Source organism: Streptosporangium sp. NPDC002544, assembly GCF_040295965.1.
Classification (GTDB): Bacteria; Actinomycetota; Actinomycetes; order Streptosporangiales; family Streptosporangiaceae; genus Streptosporangium.
The window spans coordinates 161,984-186,956 of record NZ_JBEOWJ010000010.1 but is presented as its reverse complement, the minus strand read 5'-3'; the positions used below and the strand labels follow the sequence as shown (position 1 = coordinate 186,956).

Below are 24,973 nucleotides of genomic sequence, written 5' to 3'. Positions count from 1 at the left end.
GGGACGGTCCCGGGGTTACCCTGCACGGCATGATTGAAGTGGAGTTGCGTGGATGGCGACCCGACGACATGTGGGTCGTGCTCGACGCGTTCAGCTCCCCGGACATGGCCGAGCAGGCGGCCCGGCCCATCGACACGGCTCAGGCGGCGCTGGAGTGGATGGGGGTCTGGGGCTTCCGCGATGACGCGCGGGCGTTCGCCGTGGTGTCCAACGGCGAGGTCGTGGGGAACGTCGCCGTGAGCAACATCGACGCGCACGAGACCGGCTGGGTGTCCTACTGGACGATCCCGCGTGCCAGGGGACGGGGCGTGGCCGTGGCCGCCGCCAGGAAGATGGCCGAGTGGGCCTTCAGGGAACGGGGGCTGTTCCGCCTGGAGCTGGGACACCGGGTCAGCAACGCGGCGTCCTGCGCGGTGGCCACCAGGGCCGGATTCCGGTCCGAGGGGGTCGAGCGGGCCAAGCTGAGTTACCAGGGTGTCCGTTATGACGTGGAGCGGCATGCCCGCCTGGCCACCGACTGAGCGGTGATGTCCGGCGCACCGGTGCAACGCGGGCTCAGAGGGCTTTGAGCCCGGCGAGGAGGTCGCGGAGCAGGTTCTCGCGGGGGATCGCGGCGGGAGCCGCGGGGAGCCGTACGGTGATCAGGTCGTGGTCGCGCAGGTCGCCGAGGAGCACCCGGAGCACTCCGACGGCCAGGCCGGTCTCCCCGGCCAGCTCGGCGACGGAGATCGGCGCGCGGCAGGCGTTCAGGATCGACATGTGCTCGGGCGGCAGGTCCCGGCGCGGGGCCCTGACCGCCACCACCACGGCCATCAGGTCGAAATGAGCCCCCGCGGCCCTGGTCCTGCCGCGGGTCATCGTGTATGGGCGGACGATCGGACCGGCCTCCCGGTCGAGCCAGCGCTCGGTCATCAGGGCCCGCCCTCCTGCCCGGTGCGCCGCCGTTCGTCGCGGAACGACGCGAGCACGCCGCTCGGGACGGCTCTCCTGCTCTCCGGGGCGGCCTCCGCGGGGTCGCCGGAGGCGGCCCGTTCGGCGGGTACGGTCTGGCGCACCCGTTTGGGGAGGCCGTTGCCGGAGGGCAGCCTTTCGACCTCGACCGAGTAGGTGAACCGGGGATCGAGCGGTTCGACCACCAGCTCGCCCGGGAGCAGCACGATCGCCGTGGTGCCGCCGAAGGGGGAGGGGCGCAGGGAGACGCGGATGCCGTGCCGGATGGCGAGCTGCGCGACGACGAACAGGCCGAGCCGGTCGCTGTCGGCCAGGTCGAACTCCGGCGGGTCGGCCAGCCGCGCGTTGAGCCGGGCCATCTCCTCGGCGGGGATGCCGAGCCCCCGATCCTCGACCTCGATGGCGTAGCCCCTGGCGACCGTCTCGCCGTGCACGCGTACCGAGGTGTGCGGGGGAGAGAACATGGCGGCGTTCTCGACCAGCTCGGCGACCAGGTGGATCACGTCGGTGACGACCGCGCCGATCACGGACGGGCCGTGCGGAACGCTGATCGTCACGCGCGGATAGTCCTCGATCTCCTCGACCGCGGCGCGGACCACGTCGTAGATCGTGACCGGGGTCCGCCAGCCCCGTCCGGGGACCGCGCCGGACAGGATGATCAGGCCCTCGGAGTGACGGCGCATCCGGGTGGTCAGGTGGTCCAGGCCGAACAGATCCTCAAGGGTCTCCGGGTCGCGGGCCCGCCCTTCCATGGTCTCCAGCATGGCCAGCTGCCGGTGCAGCAGGGACTGGCTGCGCCTGGCCAGGTTCACGAAGACCTTGTTGACGCCCTTGCGCATCTCGGCCTGCCCGACGGCGGCCTCGACGGCGGTCCGTTGCACGGAGGAGAACGCCTCACCGACCCTGGCGACCTCGGTGGTGCTGCCGACATTGATCTCGGGTGCCTCCGAGCAGACGTCCTCGCCCCGGCGCAGCCGCCGGACCACGTCGGGCAGCCGCCTGTCGGCCAGGTCGAGGGCCGCCTGCTGGAGGTCGACGAGCTCGCCGCCCAGCCGCCGGCCGAACCGTACCGAGACGAAGACGGACAACCCGACTGCGACCAGGCCCAGCCCGCCGGCGAGGCCGATCTGGATCAGGATGCCGGTGGCGAGCGGCGTGGACCGCTCGCTGATGCGTTCGCTGACCTTTCCGGCGCGGCTGTCGAAGTCGTCGGAGAGACGGGTGGCGACCTCGGCCCAGGCGGGGACCGGGACCGCCGACGTGGCGATGGCGTTCTCGATCCCCTCGAACGAGGAGTAGTCGGGGGAGTCGTGCAGGGGGGTGTAGAGGGCCTGGAACTCGGCGTCGAACTGGTCGAAGCCCAGGGAGTAGAGGAGCCTGCGGCCGGTGACCAGCTCGCTGAACCTGGCACGTTCCGAGGGGCTCATGGCCCCCTCGACCACGGCTCCGGAAATCAGGGCGGCCTGCTGGCTGAGGATCTCGCGGCTCCGCCCGACCATGACGACGGCCCGCGCCTGGTCGGTCAACTCGATGTCGGTGGATATCCGCACCTTCTCGTAGACGTCGAAGGCGGCCTCGATGATCCCGGTGTAGGCGTCGAGCGTCTGCAGCCGGGTGTCGGTGCGGGTGTCGACGCCGCTGCGGATCTCGGTGAGCCGGTCCATGGTGCGAAGGAGCCGGTTCAGCTGCTCCCAGGTGCCCGGGACGAGGTCGGAACGGGCCTCGGTGATCAGCCGCTCCAGCTCGGCTCGCGCGGCGTTCGTACGGACGCGCTGGGCGTCCAGTTCCGCACGCGAGACGTCGATGTCTCCCAGGACGGACAGCGACAGCAGCCGTTCGTGCTGGAGCGCGGTGGTCACCTTTCTGGCGGGCAGGACCGCGTACGCGTAGCCGTCGCGGATCTTGAGGAGTTCCTGGCCGCTCTGGACCGTCAGGCTGGCAGCAAACGCCCAAATGGCTACAAGGGATATAATTGGTACCAGAAGTAAGGTAAAAATTTTCACCCTGATTGAGTATTTTCGGCCAGCCATAATACCTCGCACTACTGAGATGCGTGGTTAACAGTCGCCAAACATAGCAATGTGGGTCACTTGGTGCTAGATGTGCATGTGAGTCACGTTGAGATGATTTATCGTGCTGTATCGGTTTGGAACCTTCCATACCTCAGATACGTCTCTTTAGGTAGGAGGGGGCCTTCAATGCAAACGATTGCGGAGCTGGTCAAAGCCGAGGCTGAGCGGGCGGGACAGTCGGCGCGGGCCCAGGGTGGCACGCTGGCGGTGCAGCTGGTCCGTTTCAGCCCGCGGTTGGTGACGGCCGAGGTCGACGAGGGCGCCGCGTGCGTCGAGTTCCGGATCGTCGACGAGACGCTGGACTGGCGCTGCAGCTGTCCCGAGGGTCGTGGCGGTGCCTTCTGCGCGCACTGCGTGGCGACGGCTCAGTCGGTCAGCACGAGAACGGACAGGAAGGACTCTCCGGGCGTGTCATCGGCGACCGCCTCGGTGAGGACGGTCCGGATGGCGTCGTAGGTCTGGCGGTCCTCGCTTCGAAGCGTCGACGGCTCCGACCAGAGCAGCAGGTGCTCGCCCGGTGGCAGCCACGACAGGTCGGTCAGCACGTCATAAAGCGAGTCGAGGGTGTGCCCGAAACGATCGGGCAGGTCGAGGGCCTCGGCGATCGCGTCCATCGCCTCGGCCGAAGTGGTGATCTTCGCGCCGTTCAGCGGGTGCGGCGTCGCGGTGCCGAGCATGGACTCGATCTCCTCCGCCGACCCCTGGCGGAACGTTCCCCTGGGCAACGCGATCATCCCCGCCCGTCGCAGGGGAGGGGCGTGCGGCGGCCGCCGTCCCGGCTCACCGTCGACCACACGCCCTGAGCTGCTGGTTCGCACTGTTTCTCGGACATCTCACCTCGCCGAACTACCCGCGCGCGCCCGCTGGAAAACGGGGCAGCGGCGTGTCTTCCCGCCGCTCGCTGGAATGACATTGTCTGATTGTCAGACAATGTGCCTACAATCGTCCCATGAAACTCGCCGTGATCGGAGCCGCCGTGCTCTGGGGGACCGCGGGAACCGCGGGCCTGCTCGTCGCCGGGGTCGATCCCGTCTCCATGGCCGCCGCGCGCCTGGTGATCGGTGGCCTGGTCCTCGCCGCCGTCACCGGCCCCGCGCGGCTCCTGCGTCTCCCCCGAGGCCCGCTCCCGGCGCGTGGGCGCCGCCTTCCGGCGCACCTCGGCCCGCTCGCGGCGGCCGCGGTGGCCGTGGCGGCGTACCAGTTGTGCTTCTTCGCCGCGGTCAGCAGGACCGGAGTGGCCGTCGGCACGGTGGTCGCCATCGGCAGCGGTCCGGTCTTCACCGGGCTGCTGTCCTGGCTGCTCGACCGCGTGCGGCCCAGCCGCCGCTGGGCGACGGCGACCGCGGTGGCGATCGCCGGCTGTGCCGTACTCACCGGAGGGGGAGGCGAGGTGCGGGCCGACGGGGTCCTGTTCGCGCTGTTCGGCGGCCTGCTGTACGCCTTCTACGCGGTCACCGCCGCGCGGACGATCAGCGCGGGGGCGCCCTCCGACGCGGTGATGGGGCTGATGTTCGGCGGGGCGGCGGTGGTCATGGTGCCCGTCCTGCTGTGGACCGGCACCGGCTGGCTCGCCGAGCCGCGCGGCCTGCTCACCGCCCTCTACCTGGGCTGTGCCACCACCGCGCTGGCCTACCTGCTGTACGGAAGGGGCCTGCGCACCACCCCGGTCGCGACCGCCGCCACCCTCGCGCTGGCCGAGCCCGCGGTGGCGACGCTGCTCGGCGTCGTCGTGCTCGGCGAGCGGCTCGGGCCCGCCTCGGTCACCGGCCTGCTGCTGCTCGGCGCCAGTCTGGTCGCGGTCTCCCTGCCCGAGCGCGTCTCTTCTTCTGGCCGGGACAGAAGGGCAATAGGGTCGTCGGCGTGACCCTCCCGCTCCATCCCGTCTCCGCCGTCGGCGCGCTCGCCGACGCCCTGCGCCGGCGGGTGCTGTCCGGCGAGATCGATCCGGGCACCACGCTGCCGGAACAGGAGCTCTCGGCCCTGTACGGGGTGGCTCGCCCGACGGTCCGCGAGGCGCTCGCCGTGCTCGTGCACGAGGGGCTGCTCAGGCGCGAGCGGCACCGCAGCGCCCAGGTGGCCGAGGTGACCGTGGCCGATCTGGACGACCTGATGTTCGTCCGGCGCCCGCTTGAGGAACTGACGGCCACCGCGCTGGCCGGCCGGCGGGTCGGGGAGGCGGACGCGGCACTGGCGCGGATGGCCGCGCTGCCCGCGGACGCCCCCTGGTCGGACATGGTGGCCGAGCACATGGCGCTGCACCAGGCGCTGGTCGTCGCGGTGGGCAGTCCCCGGCTGGAGCGGCTCTACGGCATGCTGGCCGTGGAGACCAGGCTCGGCCTGGTGAGGCTGCGCGCCGTCTACTCCGACCGGCACGTGCTGGTCGCCGAGCACCGGAACCTGCTTGACGCGATCGGCAGCGGTCCCGCGGAGGCCGCCAGGGAGGCGGTCGCCGCGCATCTCGATCACGGCTGGGGCGATCATTAGGCACTGACTTGCACGGTTCTATTGCACGCGGAGCCCCGGAGTGGTCACAATCGCGCCCATGCACGGCAACTCAGTGCCGGACTCCTACGTGTATGTCACCGAAGAAGGCGTGGCCCGTCACTACGAGGACGGCAGCGTTGACGCCCTCGCGTGGGAGGACGTCGTCGAGGTGCGGGTAGTGGGCGATACGGACTCGGACATCCTGTACATCCTTCTTGATCGAGGGGGCCAGGGGTGCGTGGTGCCCAGTTCGGCGACCGACGCGACCTTCCTCGCCCGTCTCCGGTATCTCCCGGATTTCGATCTCGACCGGCTTGGTGCGGCGGTGGAGGCCGCGCGCGACGACTACGTCGTCGTATGGCGCAGTCCAGAACCACCTTCCGCTCTTCCGGATTTTGAATACGACTAATTTCACATTATTGACAATAATAAGCGGTCAAAGGTACACGTTTGAACCGCTCCGTCAAGATGTCGTCTCCGTTGCGCTTCGGCCAATAGTGGACAGTGGCCGGTATTCCCCTGCCCGATGGTGATCACTAGGATTTCCATGGGTATCCACGCTCCTGATGCATTAGGGAATACTGTCAACTATTGAAATGAGATGCGTGGCACCTTATCCGGACGAGTCGGGGCATCTTGGGTGGGGTGGTATGAGAGTGGGAACTGAGGAGCTCGTCATCGGGCTCCTTAAGAGTCCAGCGCGCACTTCTCCGAGTATTTGGACACGCTCTTATGTCCGTATTCTCCTGGTCGGAGATGTCGCGTGTTCGGTAATCTCCTGCGGGATCGTCCTCGGAGTTCGAATCTGGTTCGGTGCTTTCATTCCCGAGACGGAGGCGCTGCTCGGACTGGGGCTCGCCCTGGTGTGGCCACTGGCCCTGGCCGCGGGGGGCGCCTATCGCAAGCGCACCTACGGTGAGGGAACGGATGAGTTCCGGACGGTCTTCAATGGCGCCGCGGGCCTGACGGCCACCGTCGCGATCGGGGCCTACGTCACGCAGACACCCATTGCCCGCAGCTTCGTCATGGCGATGTTCCCGCTGGCCTTCATCCTCAACGCCGTCTTCCGCCACCGGATGCGCAAGCGGCTCCACCGCAGGCGCATCCGCGGTGACCACATGCGCCAGGTGGTCGCCGTCGGCCACCGGGAGTCGGTGCTCGACCTGGTGATACAGCTGCGCGGGCAGCCGCATCACGGCATGCTCGTCGTCGCCGCGTGCCTGCCCGCGGGCCCCGACATGGTCGATGTCGACGGGATCCCGGTCCTCGGGGGCTTCTCCGACGTCGCCGCGGTGGTGGCCAAGGTCAACGCCGACGCCGTCGCCGTGCTGGCCTGCCCGGAGTTGGACGGCGCTGCGCTGCGCAGGCTCGCCTGGGGTCTGGAGGACGCCCGTACCGACCTGTTCGTGGCACCCGCGCTGATGGACGTGGCCGGCCCGCGCATCAGCATCAGCCCGGTCGCGGGCATGCCGCTCCTGCACGTCGAACACCCCGACTTCCGCGGTGCCAGGAGGCTGGCGAAGAGCCTGTTCGACCGGATGGGGGCGGGCCTGGCCCTCCTGGTGCTGGGCGTGCCCATGCTGGTGATCGCCGCGCTGATCCGCGCGACGAGTCCGGGGCCCGCGCTCTTCCGCCAGGTCAGGGTGGGCAAGGGCGGGATGGAGTTCCAGGTGGTGAAGTTCCGCACGATGGTCGTCGACGCGGAACGGCTCAAGATCGACCTGGAACGTGACAATGAGTTCGACGGTGTCCTGTTCAAGATTAGGAACGATCCAAGGATCACCCGGGTGGGCGCCTTCCTGCGCCGATACTCCATCGACGAGCTGCCACAGCTGCTCAACGTGCTGCGCGGTGAGATGTCCCTGGTCGGCCCTCGGCCGCCACTGCCCGACGAGGTCAGGCAGTACGGCGCCGACGTGCGCCGCCGCCTGGTCGTCCACCCCGGCATGACCGGTCTGTGGCAGGTCAGCGGACGCTCGGACCTGACCTGGGAGGAGTCGGTCCGGCTGGACCTCCGCTACGTGGAGAACTGGTCGCTCTTCCTGGACCTGCAGATCCTCTGGAAGACCTGGAGCGCCGTGATCGGCGGAGAAGGGGCCTACTAGTGAAAGCACTCGTGCTCGCCGGAGGGGCGGGCACCCGGTTGCGGCCGATCACCCACACCTCGGCCAAACAGCTCGTACCGGTGGCCAACAAGCCCGTGCTCTTCTACGGTCTTGAGGCCATCGCCGCCGCGGGCATCCGTGAGATCGGGATCGTGGTGGGCGACACGCACGCCGAGATCGAGGCGGCCGTCGGCGACGGCCGCGCGCTCGGCCTGGAGGTGACCTACATCCGCCAGCGGGCGCCGCTGGGCCTGGCCCACGCGGTGCTCGTCGCCCGTGACTATCTCGGTGCCGACGACTTCGTCATGTATCTCGGCGACAACTTCATCGTCGGCGGCATCAACGGGGTCGTCGAGAGTTTCGCCCGCGAGCGGCCCGCCGCCCACATCATGCTCACCAGGGTCGGCGATCCCCGGCAGTTCGGGGTCGCCGAGCTGGACGAGGCGGGCCGGTTGATCGGGCTTGAGGAGAAGCCACCGGTCCCCAAGAGCGATCTCGCGCTGGTCGGCGTCTACCTGTTCAGCGCCGCGATCCACGAGGCGGTGGCCGAGCTCAAGCCCTCCTGGCGGGGCGAGCTGGAGATCACCGACGCCATCCACTGGCTGATCGCCGACGGGCGGCCGGTCGCCTCCACGGTCATCTCCGGCTACTGGAAGGACACCGGGAACGTCACGGACATGCTGGAGGTCAACCGGCTGGTGCTGGAGTCCCTGGAGCCCCGGGTGGACGGCCTGGTCGACGGCGCCAGCCAGCTGATCGGCCGGGTGGTCGTCGAGGCCGGCGCCGAGATCGAGAGGTCCCGCATCGTCGGGCCGGCGATCATCGGCTCCGGAGCCCGGGTCCGCGACAGCTACATCGGCCCCTTCACCTCGATCGCGACAGGCTGCGCGATCAGCGGCAGCGAGATCGAGTACTCGATCGTCCTGCCCAGGTCCTCGATCGCCGGAGTCTCGCGGATCGAGGCGTCCCTCATCGGCCACGACGTCGAGGTCACCCCCGCCCCCAACACCCCCAGAGCCCACCGCCTCGTGCTGGGCGATCACAGCAAGGTGCAGATCAGCTCATGACAACCTGCAGGCTGTGCGGCTCGACGAGCCTCGCCAGCGTCGTCGACCTCGGGGCGACACCGCCCTGCGAACGATTCCTCACCGAACGGCAGCTGGCGGAGCCGGAGGTCACCTACCCGCTGCACCTGCGGGTCTGCACCGGCTGCTGGCTGGCGCAGATCCCGCCGATGATCACGCCCGAGGAGACCTTCACCGAGTACGCCTACTTCTCCTCGTACTCGACGTCGTGGGTGGAGCACGCGCGGGAGTTCGTGACCGGGGCGGTCGACCGGCTCGGGCTGGGCGATGACTCGTTCGTGGTCGAGGTGGCCAGCAACGACGGGTATCTGCTGCGGCACGTCGTCGAGCGGGGCATCCGCTGCCTGGGCGTCGAGCCTTCCGAGAACGTCGGCCAGGCGGCCAGGGACGCCGGGGTACCGACCCACACGGCCTTCCTCGACGAGCGGACCGGCGCCTCGGTGCGCGCGGAGCACGGGCCGGCCGACCTGGTGGTGGCCAACAACGTCTACGCCCACATCCCGGACGTCATCGGGTTCACCCGGGGGCTGCGCGCCCTGGTGGCCGACGACGGCTGGGTCTCCATCGAGGTCCAGCACCTGCTCACCCTGATGGAGCACAACCAGTACGACACGATCTATCACGAGCACTTCCAGTACTACACGGTCGCCTCCGCGCGGAGTGCCCTGGCGAGCGGCGGCCTCCGTCTCGTGGACGTCGAGTCGCTGCCCACGCACGGCGGCTCGATCCGCCTGTGGGCCCGGCCGGCGGAGATCGCGGGCGAGCCGGGTGAGCGGGTGGCCGCGCTGCTCGCCACGGAGAAGGCCGCGGGCCTGCACGAGCTGTCGGGGTACACCGAGTTCGGCGCGCGGGTGGCGCGGGTGCGAAGGGACCTGCTGACCTTCCTCCTCGACGCCGCCCGCCAGGGCCGGACCGTCGCCGGCTACGGGGCGCCCGGCAAGGGCAACACCCTGCTCAACCACTGCGGGATCCGGCCCGACCTGCTCCCCTTCACCGTCGACCGCAATCCGTACAAGCACGGCAGGTTCACCCCCGGCACCCGCGTACCGGTCCTGCCGCCCGAGCGGCTCGCCGAGGAGCGGCCCGACTACGTGCTGGTCCTGCCGTGGAACCTCCGCGAGGAACTCGTCGAGCAGCTGTCCTTCGTACACGCCTGGGGAGGCCGGCTGGTCTTCCCCATCCCCAACCTGGAGATCGTCGAGGTGAACCCGTGAAGGTCGTCCTCTTCTGCGGCGGATACGGCACCAGGATGCGCACCGGCACCCCCGGTGACGCGCCCAAGCCCATGCAGCTCGTGGGACCTCGGCCGCTCATCTGGCATGTGATGCGCTACTACGCGCACTTCGGGCACACCGAGTTCATCCTCTGCCTCGGCTACGGCGCGCACCACATCAAGGACTTCTTCCTGAACTACCAGGAGACGACCTCCAACGACTTCGTGCTGCGCGGCGGCAGGGTCGAACTGCTGTCCACCGACATCTCCGACTGGTCGATCTCGTTCGTGCAGACCGGGATCGCCTCCCCGATCGGCGAGCGGCTGCGCCGGGTCCGCGACCATCTGGACGGCGAGGAGATGTTCCTGGCCAACTACGCGGACGTGCTCACCGACGCGCCGCTGCCGGAGATCGTCGACCGCTTCACCCTCTCGGGCGCGGGCGCGTCGATGATGGTGGTGCCGCCCTCGGACACCTTCCACTGCATCGAGCTGGGCGAGCGCGGCACGGTCGGCGGGATCACCCCGGTCAGCGAGATGCCGCTCTGGGTCAACGGCGGATACTTCGTGCTCCGCCAGGAGATCTTCGACCACATCCCGGCAGGCGGTGACCTGGTCGCGGACGGCTGCGCCGAGCTGGCCAAGCGCGGCAGGCTGCTGGCCTACCCGCACCGCGGCTACTGGCGGCCGACGGACACGGTCAAGGAGCGGGTCGCCCTCGACGAGGCGTACTCGCGCGGCGACCGCCCCTGGGCGCTCTGGGAGCGCGAGCACCTGGCGGTGCCGGCCACGTGATCCGCTTCAGACCGGCCCAGGCGGGCCGGATCGCGCTGCTCGCCGCGCACTGCGACGACCTCGCCATCGGGGCAGGCGGCAGCCTGCTGACCCTCTGCGCCGCGCGTCCCGGCATCCGGGTGGACGCCCTGGTGCTCTCCGGCGGCGGGACCGAGCGCCAGGACGAGGAGCACGCGGCGCTGACCGCCTTCTGCCCAGGCGCGGACCTGCGGCTCACCGTGCTCAAGCTGCCCGACGGGCGGCTGCCCGCGCGCTGGGAGGAGGCCAAGGAGGCGGTGGAGGAGCTGCGCGCGCGCACCGACCCCGGCCTGCTGTTCGCGCCGCACCCCGCCGACGCCCACCAGGACCACCGGACGCTGGCCGAGCTGGTGCCCACGGCCTTCCGCGACCACCAGGTGCTCGGCTACGAGATCGCCAAATGGGACGGCGACCTCGGGCGCCCCTCGGTCTACCAGCCGCTCGCGCCCGAGGTGGCCGAGGCGAAGGTGAGCCTGCTCCAGCGCCACTACCCCTCGCAGCGCCACCGCCCCTGGTACGACCGCGAGGCGTTCCTCGGGCTGGCCCGCGTCCGCGGGATCGAATGCCACGCCCGCTACGCCGAGGCGTTCCACGTCAACAAGCTGACCCTTGACCTGTCTGGAGGTTGAACCGGATGCGCGTGCTGCTGACCGGGCACCAGGGCTACCTGGGGAGTGTGATGGCCCCGGTGCTCGTCGCCGCGGGCCACGAGGTGACCGGGCTCGACTCCGGGCTCTTCGCCGGATGCCTGCTGGGTCCCGCGCCCGGCGACCCGCCAGGACACGCGGTCGACCTGCGGGACGTCACCCCCGAGCTCCTGGCGGGGGTGGACGCGGTGGTGCACCTCGCCGCGCTCTCCAACGACCCGCTGGGCGCGCTGGCGCCCGAGCTGACCTACGACATCAACCACCGCGCCGCGGTGCGCCTGGCGAGGCTGGCCCGGGACGCGGGCGTGCGCCGGTTCCTGTACGCCTCCACCTGCTCGGTCTACGGCGCCTCAGGCGATGACCTGGTCGACGAGGACGCGCCGCTGCGCCCGGTGACCCCCTACGCCGACTCCAAGGTCAGGGTCGAGAGCGACCTGTTCAAGCTGGCCGACGGGGACTTCAGCCCGGTGTTCCTGCGCAACGCCACCGCCTTCGGGTTCTCGCCCAGGTTGCGCGCGGACATCGTGCTGAACAACCTCGCCGGGCACGCGCTGCTGTCCGGGGAGGTCAGGGTGCTGTCCGACGGCACCCCGTGGCGCCCGCTGGTGCACGCCGCCGACATCGCGAACGCCTTCGCCATGGCGCTGGCCGCCCCGCGCGACGCCGTCCACGCCAGGGCGTTCAACGTCGGCACCGAGGAGAACAACCTGACGGTGGCCCAGATCGCCGCCGAGGTCGCCGAGGCGGTGCCGGAGGCCCGGGTCGTGATCACCGGGGAGACCGGGGCCGACCCGCGCTCCTACCGGGTCGACTTCTCCCGCATCCGCGACGCGCTCCCCGGCTACCAGGCGCTGTGGACGATCAAGGCGGGCGCGCTCCAGCTGGTCGAGGCGTACCGGCGGTTCGGCCTGACGGCGGACGACTTCCAGCGCCGCTTCACCAGGCTGGCCTGGCTGTCCGCCCGGCGCGAGGCGGGCACCGTCGACGGCGCGCTGCGCCCGCGCCAGGTGGCGGGGGCGGTGGACGATGACCGATGACGGCGAGGGGCGCGGGATGCACGCCCTGGTGGAGCGGCTCTATCCGCTCTGCCGGAGCATCACCGGCGACGGCGTGCGCCGCACCCTGGAGATCGTCGCGGAGTCCGTCAGCCTGCAGGTCCACGAGGTGCCGACGGGGACCCAGGTGCTGGACTGGACGGTGCCCAGGGAGTGGAACATCCGCGACGCCTACGTCAAGGACGCCTCCGGTGCCAGGGTCGTCGACTTCGCCGCGTCGAACCTGCACGTGGTCGGCTACAGCGTCCCGGTGTCGGCCACCATGACCCTGGACGAGCTCCGGCCCCACCTGCACACGCTGCCCGAGCAGCCGGGGCTGATCCCGTACCGGACCGGCTACTACGCACAGACGTGGGGTTTCTGCCTGGCCCACGACACCCTTGCGGGCCTGGCCGGCGGGCGGTACGAGGTCATGATCGACTCCACGCTCGCCGACGGCCACCTGACCTACGGCGAGCACGTGGTGCCGGGCCGGGTCGATGAGGAGGTGCTCGTCTCCTGCCACGTGTGCCACCCCTCGCTGGCCAACGACAACCTGGCGGGCGTCGCCGTGGCGGTCGGGCTCGCGCGGCGGCTGGCCGCGGCCGACCCGTGGTACACCTACCGCTTCCTGTTCGCTCCCGGCACCATCGGCGCGATCACCTGGCTGGCGCGCAACCGGGAACGCGCGGGGCGGATCAGGCACGGCCTGGTGCTGGCCTGCGCGGGGGATCGCGGCCCGCTGACCTACAAGCGCAGCAGGCGGGGCGACGCCGAGATCGACCGCGCCGTGCGGCACGTCCTGCGGACCTCGGGGCGTGACCACACGGTCGTGGACTTCTCCCCCTACGGCTACGACGAGCGGCAGTTCTGCTCGCCGGGCTTCGACCTGCCCGTCGGCTCGCTCACCAGGACCCCCTACGCGGGCTACCCGGAATATCACACCTCCGCCGACAATCCGGACTTCGTCTCCCCGGAGGCGATGGCCGACACCCTGCAGACCTGCTGGGAGGTCACCCGGGTGCTTGAGGGCAACCGCGCCTATCTCAACCTCAGCCCCCACGGAGAGCCGCAGCTGGGCAGGCGTGGCCTGTACGGGGCGCTGGGCGGGCGCAGCGACACGCAGGAGGCCCAGATGGCGATGTTGTGGGTGCTGAACCTCTCCGACGGGGAGCACAGCCTCCTGGACATCGCGGAACGATCCGATCTGCCCTTCGCCGCGGTGGCCGACGCGGCACGGGCACTGTGCGGCGCGGGACTGCTCAAGGAGTGCGGGAAATGACACTGCAACGGGCCGGGATGGGTTCTGGAACGCTCAACCTCCGGGTCGGCGAGACGGTGGAGGTGCTCGGCGAGGCCGAGATCATGGCCACCCTGGACGAGCGGGGAGAGCTGGACGCGCTGCCCTTCATGCCGGAGATGCTGGCCTTCTGCGGGCGGCGGCTCACCGTGCACAAGGTGGCGCACAAGCTCTGCGACACGATCAGCGGCAGCGGCATGCGGCGGATGGAACGGGCGGTCCACCTGACCGGGGCCCGCTGCGACGGGCAGGCGCACGGCGGCTGCCAGACGGCCTGCCAGTTCTACTGGAAGGAGTCCTGGCTCAAGCGGGTGGATCCGGACTCCCCCCTCACCCCGGTCACCGAGCACGACCTCGCAGCGGGCCGGCCCCTGCTGCCGATCCTGCAGGCCGCGACCAGGAAGGAGCCGGGGCCGGGCGGGGAGGAGCGCTTCTCCTGCCAGGCGACCGAACTGCTCCGCGCCGCGCCCACCTGCCTGCCGTTCAAGGACGTCGGGCAGTACGTCGCCGACGTGCGGACCGGGAACGTGGGCGTGCCCTGGATGCTGCGCTCGTTCCTCGTCGGGCTGTTCAACCGCTTCCAGCAGGCCAGCAGGCGGGTCCTGCCCAGGTGGCTGTGGATCAGGGGCGGGCTGCGCTGGGGGTTCGTCAGGGGCAAGGCCGGACCCACCACTCCGACGCGGACCCTGGACCTGCGTCCGGGGGAGCTGGTCCGGGTCAGGTCCAAGGAGGAGATCCTCCAGACGCTCAACGACGACCTGCTCAACCGTGGCATGGGGTTCGAGGAGGAGATGTCGCGGTACTGCGGGCACGTCGCGCGGGTGAGCGCCCGCGTCGAGCGGTGCCTGGACGAGAAGACCGGCCGGATGCTGCACATGAAGAACCCCTGCATCGTCCTGGACGGCGTCATCTGCGCGGGCGCGTACAACGTCAGCTGCCCGCGCGAGTTCGTGCCGTTCTGGCGGGAGATCTGGCTCGAACGCGTCGAGGAGCCCAGCTGAGCCGATCACCCCACGAGACAGGCGGAAGGCACGGATGAACCAGCGACAGGGCGGGGACGCCGGTGACCGCGGTGAGACCGGCGCGGTCGGCACGGCCGACGAGACCGGTGCGGACGACGCGACCGACGCGACCGGAACGGCCGGTGAGCAGGTCGGGGCGATCGGCAGGAAGGCCGGCCGCGGGTTGCGCTGGAGTCTGCTGGGCAACCTGGGGACCAAGGTGACGACCTTCGTCATGGGGCTGGTGCTCGCCAGGCTGCTCGTGCCGGAGGACTTCGGCCTCTACGCCATCGCGCTCGCCGCGACCACCTTCGTCATGCACGTCAACGACGTCGGCATCATCGCCGCCACCGTGCAGTGGCGGGGCAGGGTCGAGGAGATGGCGCCGACGGCGACGGTCATGGCCCTGGCGTTCAGCACCGGGATATACGGGATCTTCTGGGTGGTGGCTCCGTACTTCGCGGAGCTGGCGGGCAGCGCGGAGGCCACCCCGGTGGTCCGGCTGCTCACCGCGATCATCCTCATCGACGGTGCCACCGCGGTGCGGGCCGGCTCGCTGATGCGCGGGTTCGGGCACGACAGGCTGACCAAGGCCAACATCGCGGGCTCGCTGGTCAACGCGGCGGTGGCCGTCACGCTCGCCGCGAACGGCGCCGGAGCCTACAGCTTCGCCTGCGGGCAGGTCGCGGCCAACGCGGTCACCGGCGCGCTGGTGCTCGCCTGGGCGGGGCTGCCGTTCCGCCTCGGCTTCGACCGGGAGGTCGCGGCCAGGCTACTGCGGTTCGGCGCGCCGCTGGCCCTGGGCCTCGGCATCGAGGCGGTGCTGATGAACGCCGACTACGTCATCGTCGGCGCCGTGCTCGGCCCCGCCGCGCTCGGCTTCTACCTGCTGGCCTTCAACGTCTCCAGCTGGGTGCCCAGCGTGATCGGGACCGCCCTGCGCTACGTCACGGTGCCCAGCTTCTCCCGGCTGGCCGAGCAGCGGCCCGAGTCGCTCTCGCTGGGGGTGCAGCGCTCGGTGCCGCTGCTGGTCGCGTTCGTGCTCCCGGTCGCCGTCGTGACGGCCACGCTGGCGCCGGAGATCGTGGCGTTCCTCTACGGCGAGAAATGGGCACCGGCCGCCGGGGTCCTGGCGCTGCTCGCGGTCCTGCTGGTCGTGCGGATGCTCACCTCCCTCGCCTTCGACATCCTCACCTCGGCGGGTGCGACCAGGGCCACCGTGTGGATGAACCTCGGCTGGGCCGTGGCGCTGGTGCCCGCGCTGTGGGCGGGGACGCACTGGTACGGCATCCGCGGCGCGGCGATCGGTCACGCGCTGGCGGGCCTCCTGGTCGCCCTGCCGATGGCGGTGCTGATGCTGAGCCGCGCGGGGGTGCGTCTGGCGCCGGTGCTTCCGGCCCTGGTCCGCCCGCTGCTGGGCGCCGTGCTCGCGGCGGCGGTGACCGTGGCGCTCGCCGTGCTGGTCGGCGGACTGACGGCCGCCCCGCTCGTCCGGCTCTGCGTGGCCGGCGCCGGGGGACTGCTCGCCTACGTCCTGCTCGCCGTACCCGCGGCGCGGCTCAGAGAGCTCGGCGCGCGGGCCGTTCCCGCCCGTGCCCGCTGAACCGCCGACCAGAGCCCGCCGAACCATCACCGAGAGGGAGAAGACCGGATGCCGAACTCCGACACGCTGGTGTCCATCGTGCTTCCCGTGCGCGACGGCGCCGGGCGGATCGAGGGCGCGGTCCGCTCGGTCCTCGGCCAGGACCACGAGCGCCTCCAGCTGGTGATCTCCGACAACGCGTCCACGGACGGCACCGAGGAGATCTGCCGTGACCTGGCCGCGGCCGACAGCCGGATCGTCTACCGCAGGCATCCGGAGAACGTGGGCCTGTTCGACAACTTCGTCCGTACCGTCGAGCTGGTCGAGGGCGAGTTCTTCCGCTGGGTCGGCGACGACGACCGGCTGGAGCCCGCGTGCGTCTCCCGCTCCCTGAGGGCCTTCGCCGAGGACGACCGGCTCGTCCTGGTCACCACGCAGGTCGCCTACACCGGGCCCGACGGGATGGCCGCGACCGCACCCCTGGAGGGCTCGGGGCTGGCCTCGGACGACCCGGTCGAGCGGTTCGCCGAGATGCTGCGGCTGCTCAATGAGAGCCACCTGCTCATCGACCCGCTGTACGGCCTGCTGCGGCGCGAGCCGCTGGCGCGAATCCCCCGGCGGAACATGCTCCGCGAGGACGAGGTGTTCGCGGCGAAGCTGGCGCTGGCCGGACCGTGGGGGCACGTTCCCGAGGTCCTCGCCCACCGCAACTGGAAGCACGACACCCTGTCCGCGATCGCCCGCCGCCTCGACGTGCCGCCCTGGCGGGCCCGCTGCTCCACCCTCCTGCAGTGCCGGGAGCTGCTGGGCTGGCTGCGAGGGGCCGGCCTCACCGGCGAGCAGCACCGTCGCGCCCGCGCGGCGGTCCTCGGTATGTACGCGCGCCGCCAGCGGCTCACCGCGGCCCGCCGGGGCCGCAGGCTCGCCCTGATCGCCTCGGGGCTGGTCCCCGGCATCCGCTCCAGTGACCCGCTTCAGTGACTCACAGAAAGGCGAACCACCGTGACCACCGTCTTCTCCAACAGCGTGGTGGACGACGACACTCGCAGGGAACTGCTCTACCAGGGGCAGGTCTTCGTCTACTCGGCGACGCCCGCCTCCACCCTGCTGGCGGCCTTCGCCCGGGAGATGACCGCCGAGGCGTTCGGCGGGCGCGACCCGGAGACCGCACAGTTCGACATGCCGGTCGAGGAGTTCGCCGACCTGCTGGCCCGGCTCAAGCCACGGTTCATCCACCATCCCCGGTGCAAGGAACTGCTGCCCGCGGTGCTGCGGGAGCTGGGCTGCGACCTGGACCGGACCTACTTCGACGTGCCCCGGCTGCGCACCTCCACCTCCCACGACTACCTCACCTCCGGGATCTCCTACGCCTTCCACCCCCATCGGGACTGCTGGTACTCGGCCCCTTTCAACCAGCTCAACTGGTGGATCCCGGTCTACGAGGTGGTCCCGGAGAACGTGATGGCCTTCCATCCCCAGTACTTCGGCAGCCCGGTGCGCAACGGCAGCGCGCGCTACGACTACGCCGAGTGGAACAGGACAAGCCGGCTCACCGCGGCCCGGCACGTGCGCGGCGACACCAGGGAGCAGCCCAGGCCGGAGGAGAGCGTCGTGCTCGACCCGCAGGTGCGGGTGGTGCCCGAGCCGGGGGGCGTCATGGTGTTCTCCGGCGCCCAGCTGCACTCCACGGTGCCCAACACCTCGGGCAGGACCCGCTTCAGCATCGACTTCCGCACCGTGCACATCGACGACGTGCGCGCCCGCCGCGGCGCGCGCAACGTGGACGCGGCGTGCACCGGCACCACCCTGCGCGACTTCGTGCGCTGCGCCGACCTCGACCCGATGCCGGAGGAACTGGCGCTGGAGTACGAGGCGGAGGCGCTGGCCAGGGTCGGGTGAGCGGCGGACTCCCGGCCACCGACACACCGCAGTAGTGACAAGGAGTTCGTGTGCCGCGACCAATACGCATCGTGTCCCGGGCGTCCGGCGCGCTCGGGAGAGCGGGGAAGACGTAGTGGAGTTCTGGAGGACCATTCTCGACCTCGCCAGAAGGAAGCGGGTCGGGCTTCCACTGGTCGGCCTGGCGCTGCTCGGCGCCGCGGCCGTCTTCTTCCTGGTGCCCCCGCGCTACCTGGCGAGCACCTCCATGGTGCTGACCACGCCCCCCGCGGGAGGGACGACGGAACCGGACAAGCCACTGGGGCGGAGCAACCCGCTGCTGCAGTTCAGCGACGGTCTCCGGACCACGGCGGGCATCCTCATCCTGTCCATGAACACCGAGGCGGTCGCGGCCGAGCTGGGCGTCGTGAAGGACGGCCCCATCGAGCTGACGATCAACGACGGGCGGACCAACCCCGGCATGCTGGGCATCCTCATGAACGGCCCGTTCGTGTACGTGGAGGTGCGGAGCGACTCCGCCGACCTCTCCCGTGCCGTCATGGCCAGGACCCAGTCCCGCCTGCGGGCCGAGCTGATCCGCAGGCAGGAGACGCTCGGCGCCCCTGTCTCCACCTTCATCGGGCTCGTCGAGGTGGTGCCGCCCGCCTATCCCGTGGTGGACCGGAGCGGCACCTGGAAGGCCATGGGCGGGGCGGCGTTCCTCGTCGTCGTCCTCGGCCTCGGCGCCGCGTACGCCGTGGAGCGCCGCAGGGTGTTCCGGCAGAGGTCCGGTGGCGGGCGGTCGGAGGAGCCGTCCCCGGCCACGGTGGAGATCCCGGCCGGCCGGGACGGCGGGGCGGACCGCGATGACCACGGCGACCACGGCGAGCGCGGGGGAGAGCCCGAGAGCGGTGAGGGGTGCGAGGGGCGGGAGGAGCAGACGGTGTGAGAAGCGGGCGAGGCAAGCGGTAGAGGACCTGGTCACCGGCCGGGGAACCGTGCGGTTCTCCGGCCAGGCGGCCTCCATCCGGCCAGGAAGGGAAAGGCGTGGACTTCTGGGGGACAGTGCTCATCGTGTTGAGGCGCTGGTACGTCGCCCTGCCGGCGTTCCTGCTCTCCATAGGGGCCGCGGCGGGCGTCTACTCGTCGATTCCGACGCTCTACGTCTCGAACGCGGTGCTCGTGCTGACCATCCCGCCCACCGGCGGAAGCCTGCCGAGCGATCCCGGTCGCCCCAACGGGCTGACCAACCCCCTGCTGAACTTCGACTGGGGCCTGAGCATGTCCGCCTCGATCCTCGTCCAGGTGATCAGCGCGCCGGAGACCGTGGAGTCGCTCGGCGTGCGGCCCGAGGGCGACACCACCTTCACGGTCACCAACGGCAGCACCAACCCGGAGTCGCTGGACGGCGGGCCCTTCGTGTACATCGAGGGCACGAGCAGGTCGCCGTCCGGGGCCCGGGACATCGTGACGCGGGTCAGGGACCGGGCGAGGATCGAGCTGGCCGCTCGCCAGCGGCAGTTGAACGCGCCCCCGGCGACCTACATCACGATGAACGAGATGGTGCCGCCGACGGAGCCGCAACCCCAGCGCACCGGGAAGACCCGGGGGGCCGCCGCGGCCCTGCTGCTCGGGGTGCTCGCCGGCCTCGCCGCGGTGTTCTCCCTGGAGAGCTTCCTCGACGCCCGGAGGCGAAGAAGCCGGGTGTCCCCGGCGCCGGCGCCCGGGCTGCCCGCCGAACCCTCCCTGCTGAGACGTTGAGAGCCCCCGTGGTCCCCGCCTCCCTTGACCGCCCCGGTCTGCGCAGCGCCGACGGGGCGACCCTGGCCGCCGCGTTCGTCGTGGTCCTGATGCTGGTTCCGGCGCGGCTGGTCTTCCGCGGCGTGCCCTTCTCGCTCACACCGGCCGACGCGGTCGGCCTGTTCGCCGCGCTCTGGTGGTTCTGCGCGCACCTCACCACCACGCTCGGCGCGGCCAAGGGCCCCAACCCCGTGCGCACCGCGCTGTTCGGGTACGCGGTCGCGATGCTGGTCACCTACGGGTACGCCGGTGCCGGGTACCTGCCGCCCGACGAGCTCAACATGGCCGACCACGGCATCGTCCTCGTGGTGGCGACGGTGGGCATCGGGCTCGGGGCGTGCGACGGCATCCGGGGCCGGGAGCGGCTCGACTTCGTCCTGAAGTGTCTCGTGGTCTGTGGCGCGGCCGTCGGGGTGATCGCGGCGCTCCAGTTCGTGCTCGAATTCGACCTGACCAAATATCTGGCCCTTCCCGGCTTCCGATTCACCGCGGAGCTGCCCGCGATCCTCGAACGGAACACCCTGCGCCGGGTCGCGGGTACCACGGGGCACCCCATCGAGCTCGGGGTCGTCTGCGCGATGATCACTCCCGTCGCGCTGCACTACGCGTTCGGCGCCCGCGATCGGGGCGAGCCCTCCCTGCGCTGGTGGATCTGCTCCGCGCTGATCGGCGCCGGGCTGATGTTCTCCGTGTCGCGGTCGGCGGTCCTCGGGATAGCCGTCGTCGGCGCGGTGCTCCTCGCGGGCTGGCCCGCACGCAGGCGGCTGTGGGCGGCACTGGGCGGCGCCGGATTCCTGGTGGCGATGAAGGTGGCCGTGCCCGGCCTGCTCAGCGTGTTCCTCGGGTTGTTCACCAGCCTGTCCAGCGATTCGAGCATCCAGTACCGGACCCACGACTACGCGGTGGCGGCCACCGAGATCGGGAACCACCCCTGGGTCGGCAGGGGGCTGGGCACCTGGTACGCGCCGAAGCACCTGATCTTCGACAACCAGTACATCCTGTCGCTGGTGGAGACCGGGATCATCGGCCTGGTCACCTTTTCCGGGATCTTCCTGACCGGTCTCTGGGCGGCGCTGCGGGTCCGCCGCCTCAGCTCCGACCCCGCCGTGCGGGACCTGGGGCTTGCCCTGGCCGCCTGCCTGGTCGTCCCCCTGGTCGGGGCGGCCACGTTCGACCTGCGCTCGTTCGCGACCGTGACCGGCCTGTCGTTCCTGATCATCGGAGCCGCGGGCTCGCTGCTGCGCGGCACGCGGCTGCCCGAGAAGCCCGTCGAGAAGCCCGGTGAGGAGGTCAGCCGACCAGCCGCGCGCGCAGGTCCGCCCAGGAACCCGCGGCCAGATCGCGCTCGCTGATCGCGGTGACCGGCATCGGCCACTGGATGCCGAGATCGGGGTCGTCATAGCGGACCGAGAGGTCCTCGGCGGGGTCGTGCTCCCGGTCGATCCGGTAGCAGACGTCCGCCTGATCGGTCAGTGCCTGATAACCGTGCAACAAGCCAGGAGGAACGTAGAGGTGGACGAACATCTCATCGTCGAGCACCACCGACATGTGGCGGCCGAAGGTCGCCGAGCCCGGCCGGGCGTCGACGAGCACGTCGTGCACGGCGCCCCGGGCGCACCTGACGAGCTTGGCCTCCCCTCGTCCGCTCCGGCCGTGCAGCGCCCGGATCGTTCCCAGGCGGGACCGCGACTGGCTGTCCTGGACGAACTCGGCGGGCCGCAGCCCGTGGGCGGCGGCGAGCGTGGCGTCGAAGGTACGGGTGAACAGCCCGCGGTCGTCCCTGCGCTGGGCCGGGATGAACAACAGGACACCGTCGATCTCGCCTTGTTCCACTCTCATGTGCCCATCTTCCAGATTCCCCCAGCTTCCGGCCATCCAGAAGAGGAAAACGGTGCCGATCGTAATGTGCCGGAGAGCGTACTCTCCGTGGGCGGGCCGTCAGGCTCCGTGGCACCCCCGGTGACACGGGGCCAGAACGGTTCGGCCAAGCCCACGGGCGGCGGCAGGGCCGGGTTCACGCGTGTCAGGGTCGGCGCGGTCGAGGTCATGGCGGTCAGCGAGGCCGAGCTGCTCGACCACGTGGCGGCGGAATGGCGACGGGGACGTGGCGGTGCGATCGTCACCGCGAACGTGGACATCGTCCGCGCCGCCACGCGCGATCCCGGCCTGGCCGACCTGGTCGCCCGCTCCGAGATCGTGGTCGCCGACGGCATGCCGGTGGTCTGGGCCGCCGGGCTCGCCGGACCGGCCCTGCCCTGCCGGATCACCGGGGCCTCGCTCGTGCACTCCCTGGCCGGGCGCGCCGCGCGCGAGAACCGCTCGGTCTACCTGCTCGGTGGAGAGCCCGGCGTACCGGAGGCCGCGGCCCGAGTCCTCGCCGGACGCTGCCCCGGACTGCGCGTGGCGGGCACCTGCTCGCCGCCCTTCGGGTTCGACTCCTCGCCGGAGGGGGTGCGTGAGGTGGTCGCCGAGGTGGTCGCCGCCGCACCGGACCTCGTCCTCGCCGGACTGGGCTTCCCCAAGCAGGAGAGGATCATCGCAGCCCTCCGCACCGAGCTGCCCGACGCCTGGTACCTCGGCTGCGGAGCCGGCATCCCGATGGCGGCCGGGCGGTTTCGCCGCGCCCCGGGGCCGGTCCAGCGGGTGGGCGCCGAGTGGCTGTACCGGCTCGCCCTGGAACCGCGCCGGCTGGCCCGCCGCTACCTGCGGGACGACGCGCCGTTCGCGGTCGCCCTCCTCATCGGTGCCCTGCGCACCCGCCTGACATCGAGGCACCGCGCATGACCGGCGCGACCATCCCTCCCTCCCGCACCGGAAACGGCTCCGACATGGCTGTCCCCGCCCGGCCCCAGCTCGCCGTAGTGATCGTCACGTATTCGAGCGGTCAGGTCGTCGAGGGGTGCCTGCGCTCACTCGACGCGGCGCTGGCCGGCGCCGGTCCGGCACGGGTCGTGGTGGTGGACAACGCCTCGGCGGACGACACCGTCGAGCGGGTACGCGAGGCCGCGCCGGAGGCCAAGGTGATCCAGACCGGGCGCAACGCCGGCTTCGCCGCCGGGGTGAACGCGGGCATCGCCGCCGCGGACGGCTGTGACGTGCTGGTGCTGAACCCGGACATCCGGCTCGCGCCCGGTTCGGTGCTCCTGCTCAGGCAGGCGCTCGCCGTGCCGGGGACCGGGATAGCGGCCCCCCACCTCACCGCCGAGACGGGCGAGCTCCACCTCTCCCTGCGCAGGCGGCCCACCGTGCTGAGGGCGTTGGGCGAGGCGCTGCTCGGCGGCCACCGGGCCGGGCGGTTCCACCCGCTCGGCGAGCTGGTCGTGGAGCCGGCCGCCTACGGCAGGCCGCACACCGTCGACTGGGTGACCGGCGCGGCCTGGCTGGTCTCCCGGGCCTGCCTGGACGCCCTGGGCCCCCTCGACGAGCGCTACTTCCTCTACTCGGAGGAGACCGAGTACATGCTCAGGGCCGGGGAGGCGGGGTTCGCGGTCCGGTACGAGCCCCGGGCCGTGGCCGTGCATCTCGGTGGCGAGCAGTCCACCTCAAGCCGGCTGTGGGCGCTGTCGGCGGCCAACCGGGTCCGGATGCACCGCGAGCGGTACGGTCGCCCGCGCGGGCAGCTGATGCGGCTGGCCGTCGGGCTCAACGAGCTGGTCCGCGTGGTGGCCAGGGGCGGCGCGGGCGGGAGCAGGCACCGGGCCGCGCTGCGCGAGCTGGTCGCGATGCGCGAGTGGCCGCCCAGGCCCGGCGAGGAGGCGGGCTCCCCGGCCCACGGCGCGACCCTGCCCGCCCGGCAGGCCGACCTCCCCGGCTACCTGTGCTTCTCGGCGCAGGACTGGTGGTACCACAACCGGGCGCACTCGGACTTCCAGCTCATGCGCTCGATCGCCGCCCACCGGAAGGTCCTCGTGGTCAACAGCATCGGGATGCGGATGCCGACACCGGGCAGGTCCACGCAGGTGCTGCGGCGCGTCGGGCGCAAGCTGCGCAGCGTCGCGATGCTCGTCAGGAGGCCGCTGCGCGAGCTGCCCGGCTTCTACGTGATGTCCCCGCTGCCGCTGCCCTTCTACGGATCGCCGCTGGCCCGGCGGGTGAACGCGCTACTGGTCCGGGCACAGGTGCTGGCGGTCTCGCGGGCACTGGGGCTGCACCGGCCCGTGATCATGGTGACCATCCCCACGGCGTGGGACGTGGTGCGCCCGATGCGCAGGCAGGCGCTGGTGTTCAACCGTTCCGACCGGCACTCGTCGTTCCCCGAGTCCGACCGGCCGACCATCGAGGCGCTGGAACGCGGCCTGCTGGAGCGTTCCGACCACGTGCTCTACGTCAGCACCGCGCTGATGGACGAGGAGCGCCGGATGACCGGCGACCGCGCCTACTTCCTCGACCACGGTGTGGACACCGACCACTTCCGGCGGCGCCCGGAGAGCGAGCAGCCCGCCGACATTCGCGCGATTCCCGGGCCGAGGGTGGGTTTCTTCGGCGCGCTTGACGACTATCTGGTGGATTTCGACCTTCTCGAACGGATAGCCGGGGAACTGCCTGACGTGTCGCTGGTTCTGATCGGCGACGCGACGGTCCCGATGGAACGGCTCACCCGCCATCCGAATGTGCACTGGCTCGGATTCAGGCCGTACGAAACGATTCCCGGCTATGGATCGGGGTTCGATGTCGCGATCATGCCGTGGCTGGACAATCCATGGATAAAGCATTCGAACCCCATCAAACTCAAGGAATACCTCGCGCTGGGCCTGCCGGTGGTCAGCACCGATTTCCAGGAACTCGTGAACTACGCCGATCGAGTGAGAATCGCCGCGAGCGGTGACCTCTTTCTGGATGCCGTCCGTGCGACATTGCGCGAGGGGGGCCCGCGGCCGGCCGACGACCTGCGGGGGTCCGTGCTCGGTGCGTCCTGGTCGTCGCGTGCGGCACAACTGATGGCGCTCGCCGAGCCGTCATCGGATCCGCGTTGAGGAGGACGAGGTCATGGGGGCTGGAAGGCGCGGAC

Annotated in this window: 24 protein-coding genes; 20 read left to right on the top strand and 4 right to left on the bottom strand. The window is 71.0% G+C overall.

What is annotated here, in order from left to right:
* Window positions 1-29: 29 nt before the first annotated feature.
* On the top strand, window positions 30-521 hold the full coding sequence (locus ABT061_RS17705; protein ID WP_350918333.1) for a GNAT family N-acetyltransferase: 492 nt from the start codon (window positions 30-32) through the stop codon (window positions 519-521).
* Between the two features lie 34 nt (window positions 522-555).
* Here the strand turns inward: ABT061_RS17705 and ABT061_RS17700 are convergent, their stop codons facing one another.
* From ABT061_RS17700 to ABT061_RS17690, 3 genes are all read right to left on the bottom strand, one after another.
* Window positions 556-912 carry a DUF742 domain-containing protein gene (locus ABT061_RS17700; protein ID WP_350918330.1) on the bottom strand — a complete coding sequence of 119 codons (357 nt, stop codon included), beginning with the start codon at window positions 910-912 and terminating at the stop codon, window positions 556-558.
* Window positions 912-2,954, bottom strand: coding sequence for a sensor histidine kinase (locus tag ABT061_RS17695; protein ID WP_350918327.1), 2,043 nt, complete (start codon window positions 2,952-2,954; stop codon window positions 912-914). Before ABT061_RS17695 ends, ABT061_RS17700 begins: the two co-directional genes overlap by 1 nt.
* A gap of 434 nt (window positions 2,955-3,388) precedes the next feature.
* Window positions 3,389-3,817, bottom strand: coding sequence for a barstar family protein (locus ABT061_RS17690; protein ID WP_350918324.1), 429 nt, complete (start codon window positions 3,815-3,817; stop codon window positions 3,389-3,391).
* 155 nt (window positions 3,818-3,972) lie between these two features.
* On the opposite strand from ABT061_RS17690, the gene ABT061_RS17685 reads away from it, so the two are divergent.
* The 17 genes from ABT061_RS17685 to ABT061_RS17605 all read left to right on the top strand — a co-directional run bounded on the left by ABT061_RS17685 (window position 3,973) and on the right by ABT061_RS17605 (window position 21,317).
* Window positions 3,973-4,887, top strand: a complete 915-nt coding sequence (locus tag ABT061_RS17685; protein WP_350918321.1) for a DMT family transporter — start codon at window positions 3,973-3,975, stop codon at window positions 4,885-4,887.
* Window positions 4,884-5,507 (top strand): GntR family transcriptional regulator, encoded by a 624-nt coding sequence (locus ABT061_RS17680; RefSeq protein WP_350918318.1) that lies wholly within the window; start codon window positions 4,884-4,886, stop codon window positions 5,505-5,507. The genes ABT061_RS17685 and ABT061_RS17680 overlap by 4 nt, the downstream gene beginning before the upstream one ends.
* Window positions 5,508-5,565: 58 nt before the next feature.
* Window positions 5,566-5,916, top strand: coding sequence for a hypothetical protein (locus tag ABT061_RS17675; RefSeq protein ID WP_350918315.1), 351 nt, complete (start codon window positions 5,566-5,568; stop codon window positions 5,914-5,916).
* 187 nt (window positions 5,917-6,103) lie between these two features.
* Window positions 6,104-7,612, top strand: coding sequence for a sugar transferase (locus ABT061_RS17670; protein WP_350918312.1), 1,509 nt, complete (start codon window positions 6,104-6,106; stop codon window positions 7,610-7,612).
* Entirely contained in the window at window positions 7,612-8,679 is a 1,068-nt protein-coding gene (locus ABT061_RS17665; RefSeq protein WP_350918309.1) for a glucose-1-phosphate thymidylyltransferase, read from the top strand. Before ABT061_RS17670 ends, ABT061_RS17665 begins: the two co-directional genes overlap by 1 nt.
* Window positions 8,676-9,911, top strand: a complete 1,236-nt coding sequence (locus ABT061_RS17660) for a class I SAM-dependent methyltransferase (protein ID WP_350918306.1) — start codon at window positions 8,676-8,678, stop codon at window positions 9,909-9,911. The genes ABT061_RS17665 and ABT061_RS17660 overlap by 4 nt, the downstream gene beginning before the upstream one ends.
* Window positions 9,908-10,705, top strand: coding sequence for a sugar phosphate nucleotidyltransferase (locus ABT061_RS17655; protein WP_326634945.1), 798 nt, complete (start codon window positions 9,908-9,910; stop codon window positions 10,703-10,705). Before ABT061_RS17660 ends, ABT061_RS17655 begins: the two co-directional genes overlap by 4 nt.
* Window positions 10,702-11,352, top strand: coding sequence for a PIG-L deacetylase family protein (locus tag ABT061_RS17650; RefSeq protein WP_350918303.1), 651 nt, complete (start codon window positions 10,702-10,704; stop codon window positions 11,350-11,352). Before ABT061_RS17655 ends, ABT061_RS17650 begins: the two co-directional genes overlap by 4 nt.
* Before the next feature lie 5 nt (window positions 11,353-11,357).
* Entirely contained in the window at window positions 11,358-12,407 is a 1,050-nt protein-coding gene (locus tag ABT061_RS17645; protein ID WP_350918300.1) for an NAD-dependent epimerase/dehydratase family protein, read from the top strand.
* A complete protein-coding gene (locus ABT061_RS17640; protein ID WP_350918297.1) occupies window positions 12,397-13,686 on the top strand; it encodes a DUF4910 domain-containing protein in 1,290 nt (429 codons plus the stop codon). Before ABT061_RS17645 ends, ABT061_RS17640 begins: the two co-directional genes overlap by 11 nt.
* Window positions 13,683-14,705 carry a hypothetical protein gene (locus ABT061_RS17635; protein ID WP_350918294.1) on the top strand — a complete coding sequence of 341 codons (1,023 nt, stop codon included), beginning with the start codon at window positions 13,683-13,685 and terminating at the stop codon, window positions 14,703-14,705. Before ABT061_RS17640 ends, ABT061_RS17635 begins: the two co-directional genes overlap by 4 nt.
* Window positions 14,706-14,739: 34 nt before the next feature.
* A complete protein-coding gene (locus ABT061_RS17630) occupies window positions 14,740-16,308 on the top strand; it encodes a lipopolysaccharide biosynthesis protein (RefSeq protein ID WP_350918291.1) in 1,569 nt (522 codons plus the stop codon).
* Between the two features lie 48 nt (window positions 16,309-16,356).
* Window positions 16,357-17,268 (top strand): glycosyltransferase family 2 protein, encoded by a 912-nt coding sequence (locus ABT061_RS17625; protein WP_350918288.1) that lies wholly within the window; start codon window positions 16,357-16,359, stop codon window positions 17,266-17,268.
* 21 nt (window positions 17,269-17,289) lie between these two features.
* On the top strand, window positions 17,290-18,186 hold the full coding sequence (locus ABT061_RS17620) for a phytanoyl-CoA dioxygenase family protein (RefSeq protein WP_350918285.1): 897 nt from the start codon (window positions 17,290-17,292) through the stop codon (window positions 18,184-18,186).
* A 115-nt stretch (window positions 18,187-18,301) separates the two neighbouring features.
* Window positions 18,302-19,114, top strand: coding sequence for a YveK family protein (locus tag ABT061_RS17615; protein ID WP_350918283.1), 813 nt, complete (start codon window positions 18,302-18,304; stop codon window positions 19,112-19,114).
* A 125-nt stretch (window positions 19,115-19,239) separates the two neighbouring features.
* Window positions 19,240-19,926: a hypothetical protein gene (locus ABT061_RS17610; RefSeq protein ID WP_350918280.1), complete on the top strand. Its 687-nt coding sequence runs from the start codon at window positions 19,240-19,242 to the stop codon at window positions 19,924-19,926.
* Window positions 19,923-21,317 (top strand): O-antigen ligase family protein, encoded by a 1,395-nt coding sequence (locus tag ABT061_RS17605; RefSeq protein ID WP_350918277.1) that lies wholly within the window; start codon window positions 19,923-19,925, stop codon window positions 21,315-21,317. The genes ABT061_RS17610 and ABT061_RS17605 overlap by 4 nt, the downstream gene beginning before the upstream one ends.
* On the opposite strand, the gene ABT061_RS17600 is transcribed toward ABT061_RS17605, so the two are convergent.
* The gene (locus tag ABT061_RS17600; RefSeq protein WP_350918274.1) at window positions 21,256-21,804 is read right to left on the bottom strand and encodes a dTDP-4-dehydrorhamnose 3,5-epimerase family protein; all 549 of its coding nucleotides are present in this window, start codon (window positions 21,802-21,804) and stop codon (window positions 21,256-21,258) included. The genes ABT061_RS17605 and ABT061_RS17600 overlap by 62 nt on opposite strands.
* Before the next feature lie 120 nt (window positions 21,805-21,924).
* On the opposite strand from ABT061_RS17600, the gene ABT061_RS17595 reads away from it, so the two are divergent.
* Entirely contained in the window at window positions 21,925-22,749 is an 825-nt protein-coding gene (locus ABT061_RS17595; RefSeq protein WP_350918271.1) for a WecB/TagA/CpsF family glycosyltransferase, read from the top strand.
* Window positions 22,746-24,938 (top strand): glycosyltransferase, encoded by a 2,193-nt coding sequence (locus ABT061_RS17590; protein WP_350918268.1) that lies wholly within the window; start codon window positions 22,746-22,748, stop codon window positions 24,936-24,938. The genes ABT061_RS17595 and ABT061_RS17590 overlap by 4 nt, the downstream gene beginning before the upstream one ends.
* The last annotated feature ends 35 nt before the right edge of the window (window positions 24,939-24,973 follow it).

What these genes read in the sequence shown, in the direction of transcription:
- ABT061_RS17705 (WP_350918333.1), top strand. Translation starts at nt 30, where the DNA reads ATGATTGAAGTGGAGTTGCGTGGATGGCGACCCGACGACATGTGGGTC.
- ABT061_RS17700 (WP_350918330.1), bottom strand. Translation starts at nt 912, where the DNA reads ATGACCGAGCGCTGGCTCGACCGGGAGGCCGGTCCGATCGTCCGCCCA.
- ABT061_RS17685 (WP_350918321.1), top strand. Translation starts at nt 3,973, where the DNA reads ATGAAACTCGCCGTGATCGGAGCCGCCGTGCTCTGGGGGACCGCGGGA.
- ABT061_RS17675 (WP_350918315.1), top strand. Translation starts at nt 5,566, where the DNA reads ATGCACGGCAACTCAGTGCCGGACTCCTACGTGTATGTCACCGAAGAA.
- ABT061_RS17670 (WP_350918312.1), top strand. Translation starts at nt 6,104, where the DNA reads ATGAGATGCGTGGCACCTTATCCGGACGAGTCGGGGCATCTTGGGTGG.
- ABT061_RS17660 (WP_350918306.1), top strand. Translation starts at nt 8,676, where the DNA reads ATGACAACCTGCAGGCTGTGCGGCTCGACGAGCCTCGCCAGCGTCGTC.
- ABT061_RS17645 (WP_350918300.1), top strand. Translation starts at nt 11,358, where the DNA reads ATGCGCGTGCTGCTGACCGGGCACCAGGGCTACCTGGGGAGTGTGATG.
- ABT061_RS17640 (WP_350918297.1), top strand. Translation starts at nt 12,397, where the DNA reads ATGACCGATGACGGCGAGGGGCGCGGGATGCACGCCCTGGTGGAGCGG.
- ABT061_RS17635 (WP_350918294.1), top strand. Translation starts at nt 13,683, where the DNA reads ATGACACTGCAACGGGCCGGGATGGGTTCTGGAACGCTCAACCTCCGG.
- ABT061_RS17630 (WP_350918291.1), top strand. Translation starts at nt 14,740, where the DNA reads ATGAACCAGCGACAGGGCGGGGACGCCGGTGACCGCGGTGAGACCGGC.
- ABT061_RS17625 (WP_350918288.1), top strand. Translation starts at nt 16,357, where the DNA reads ATGCCGAACTCCGACACGCTGGTGTCCATCGTGCTTCCCGTGCGCGAC.
- ABT061_RS17600 (WP_350918274.1), bottom strand. Translation starts at nt 21,804, where the DNA reads ATGAGAGTGGAACAAGGCGAGATCGACGGTGTCCTGTTGTTCATCCCG.
- ABT061_RS17590 (WP_350918268.1), top strand. Translation starts at nt 22,746, where the DNA reads ATGACCGGCGCGACCATCCCTCCCTCCCGCACCGGAAACGGCTCCGAC.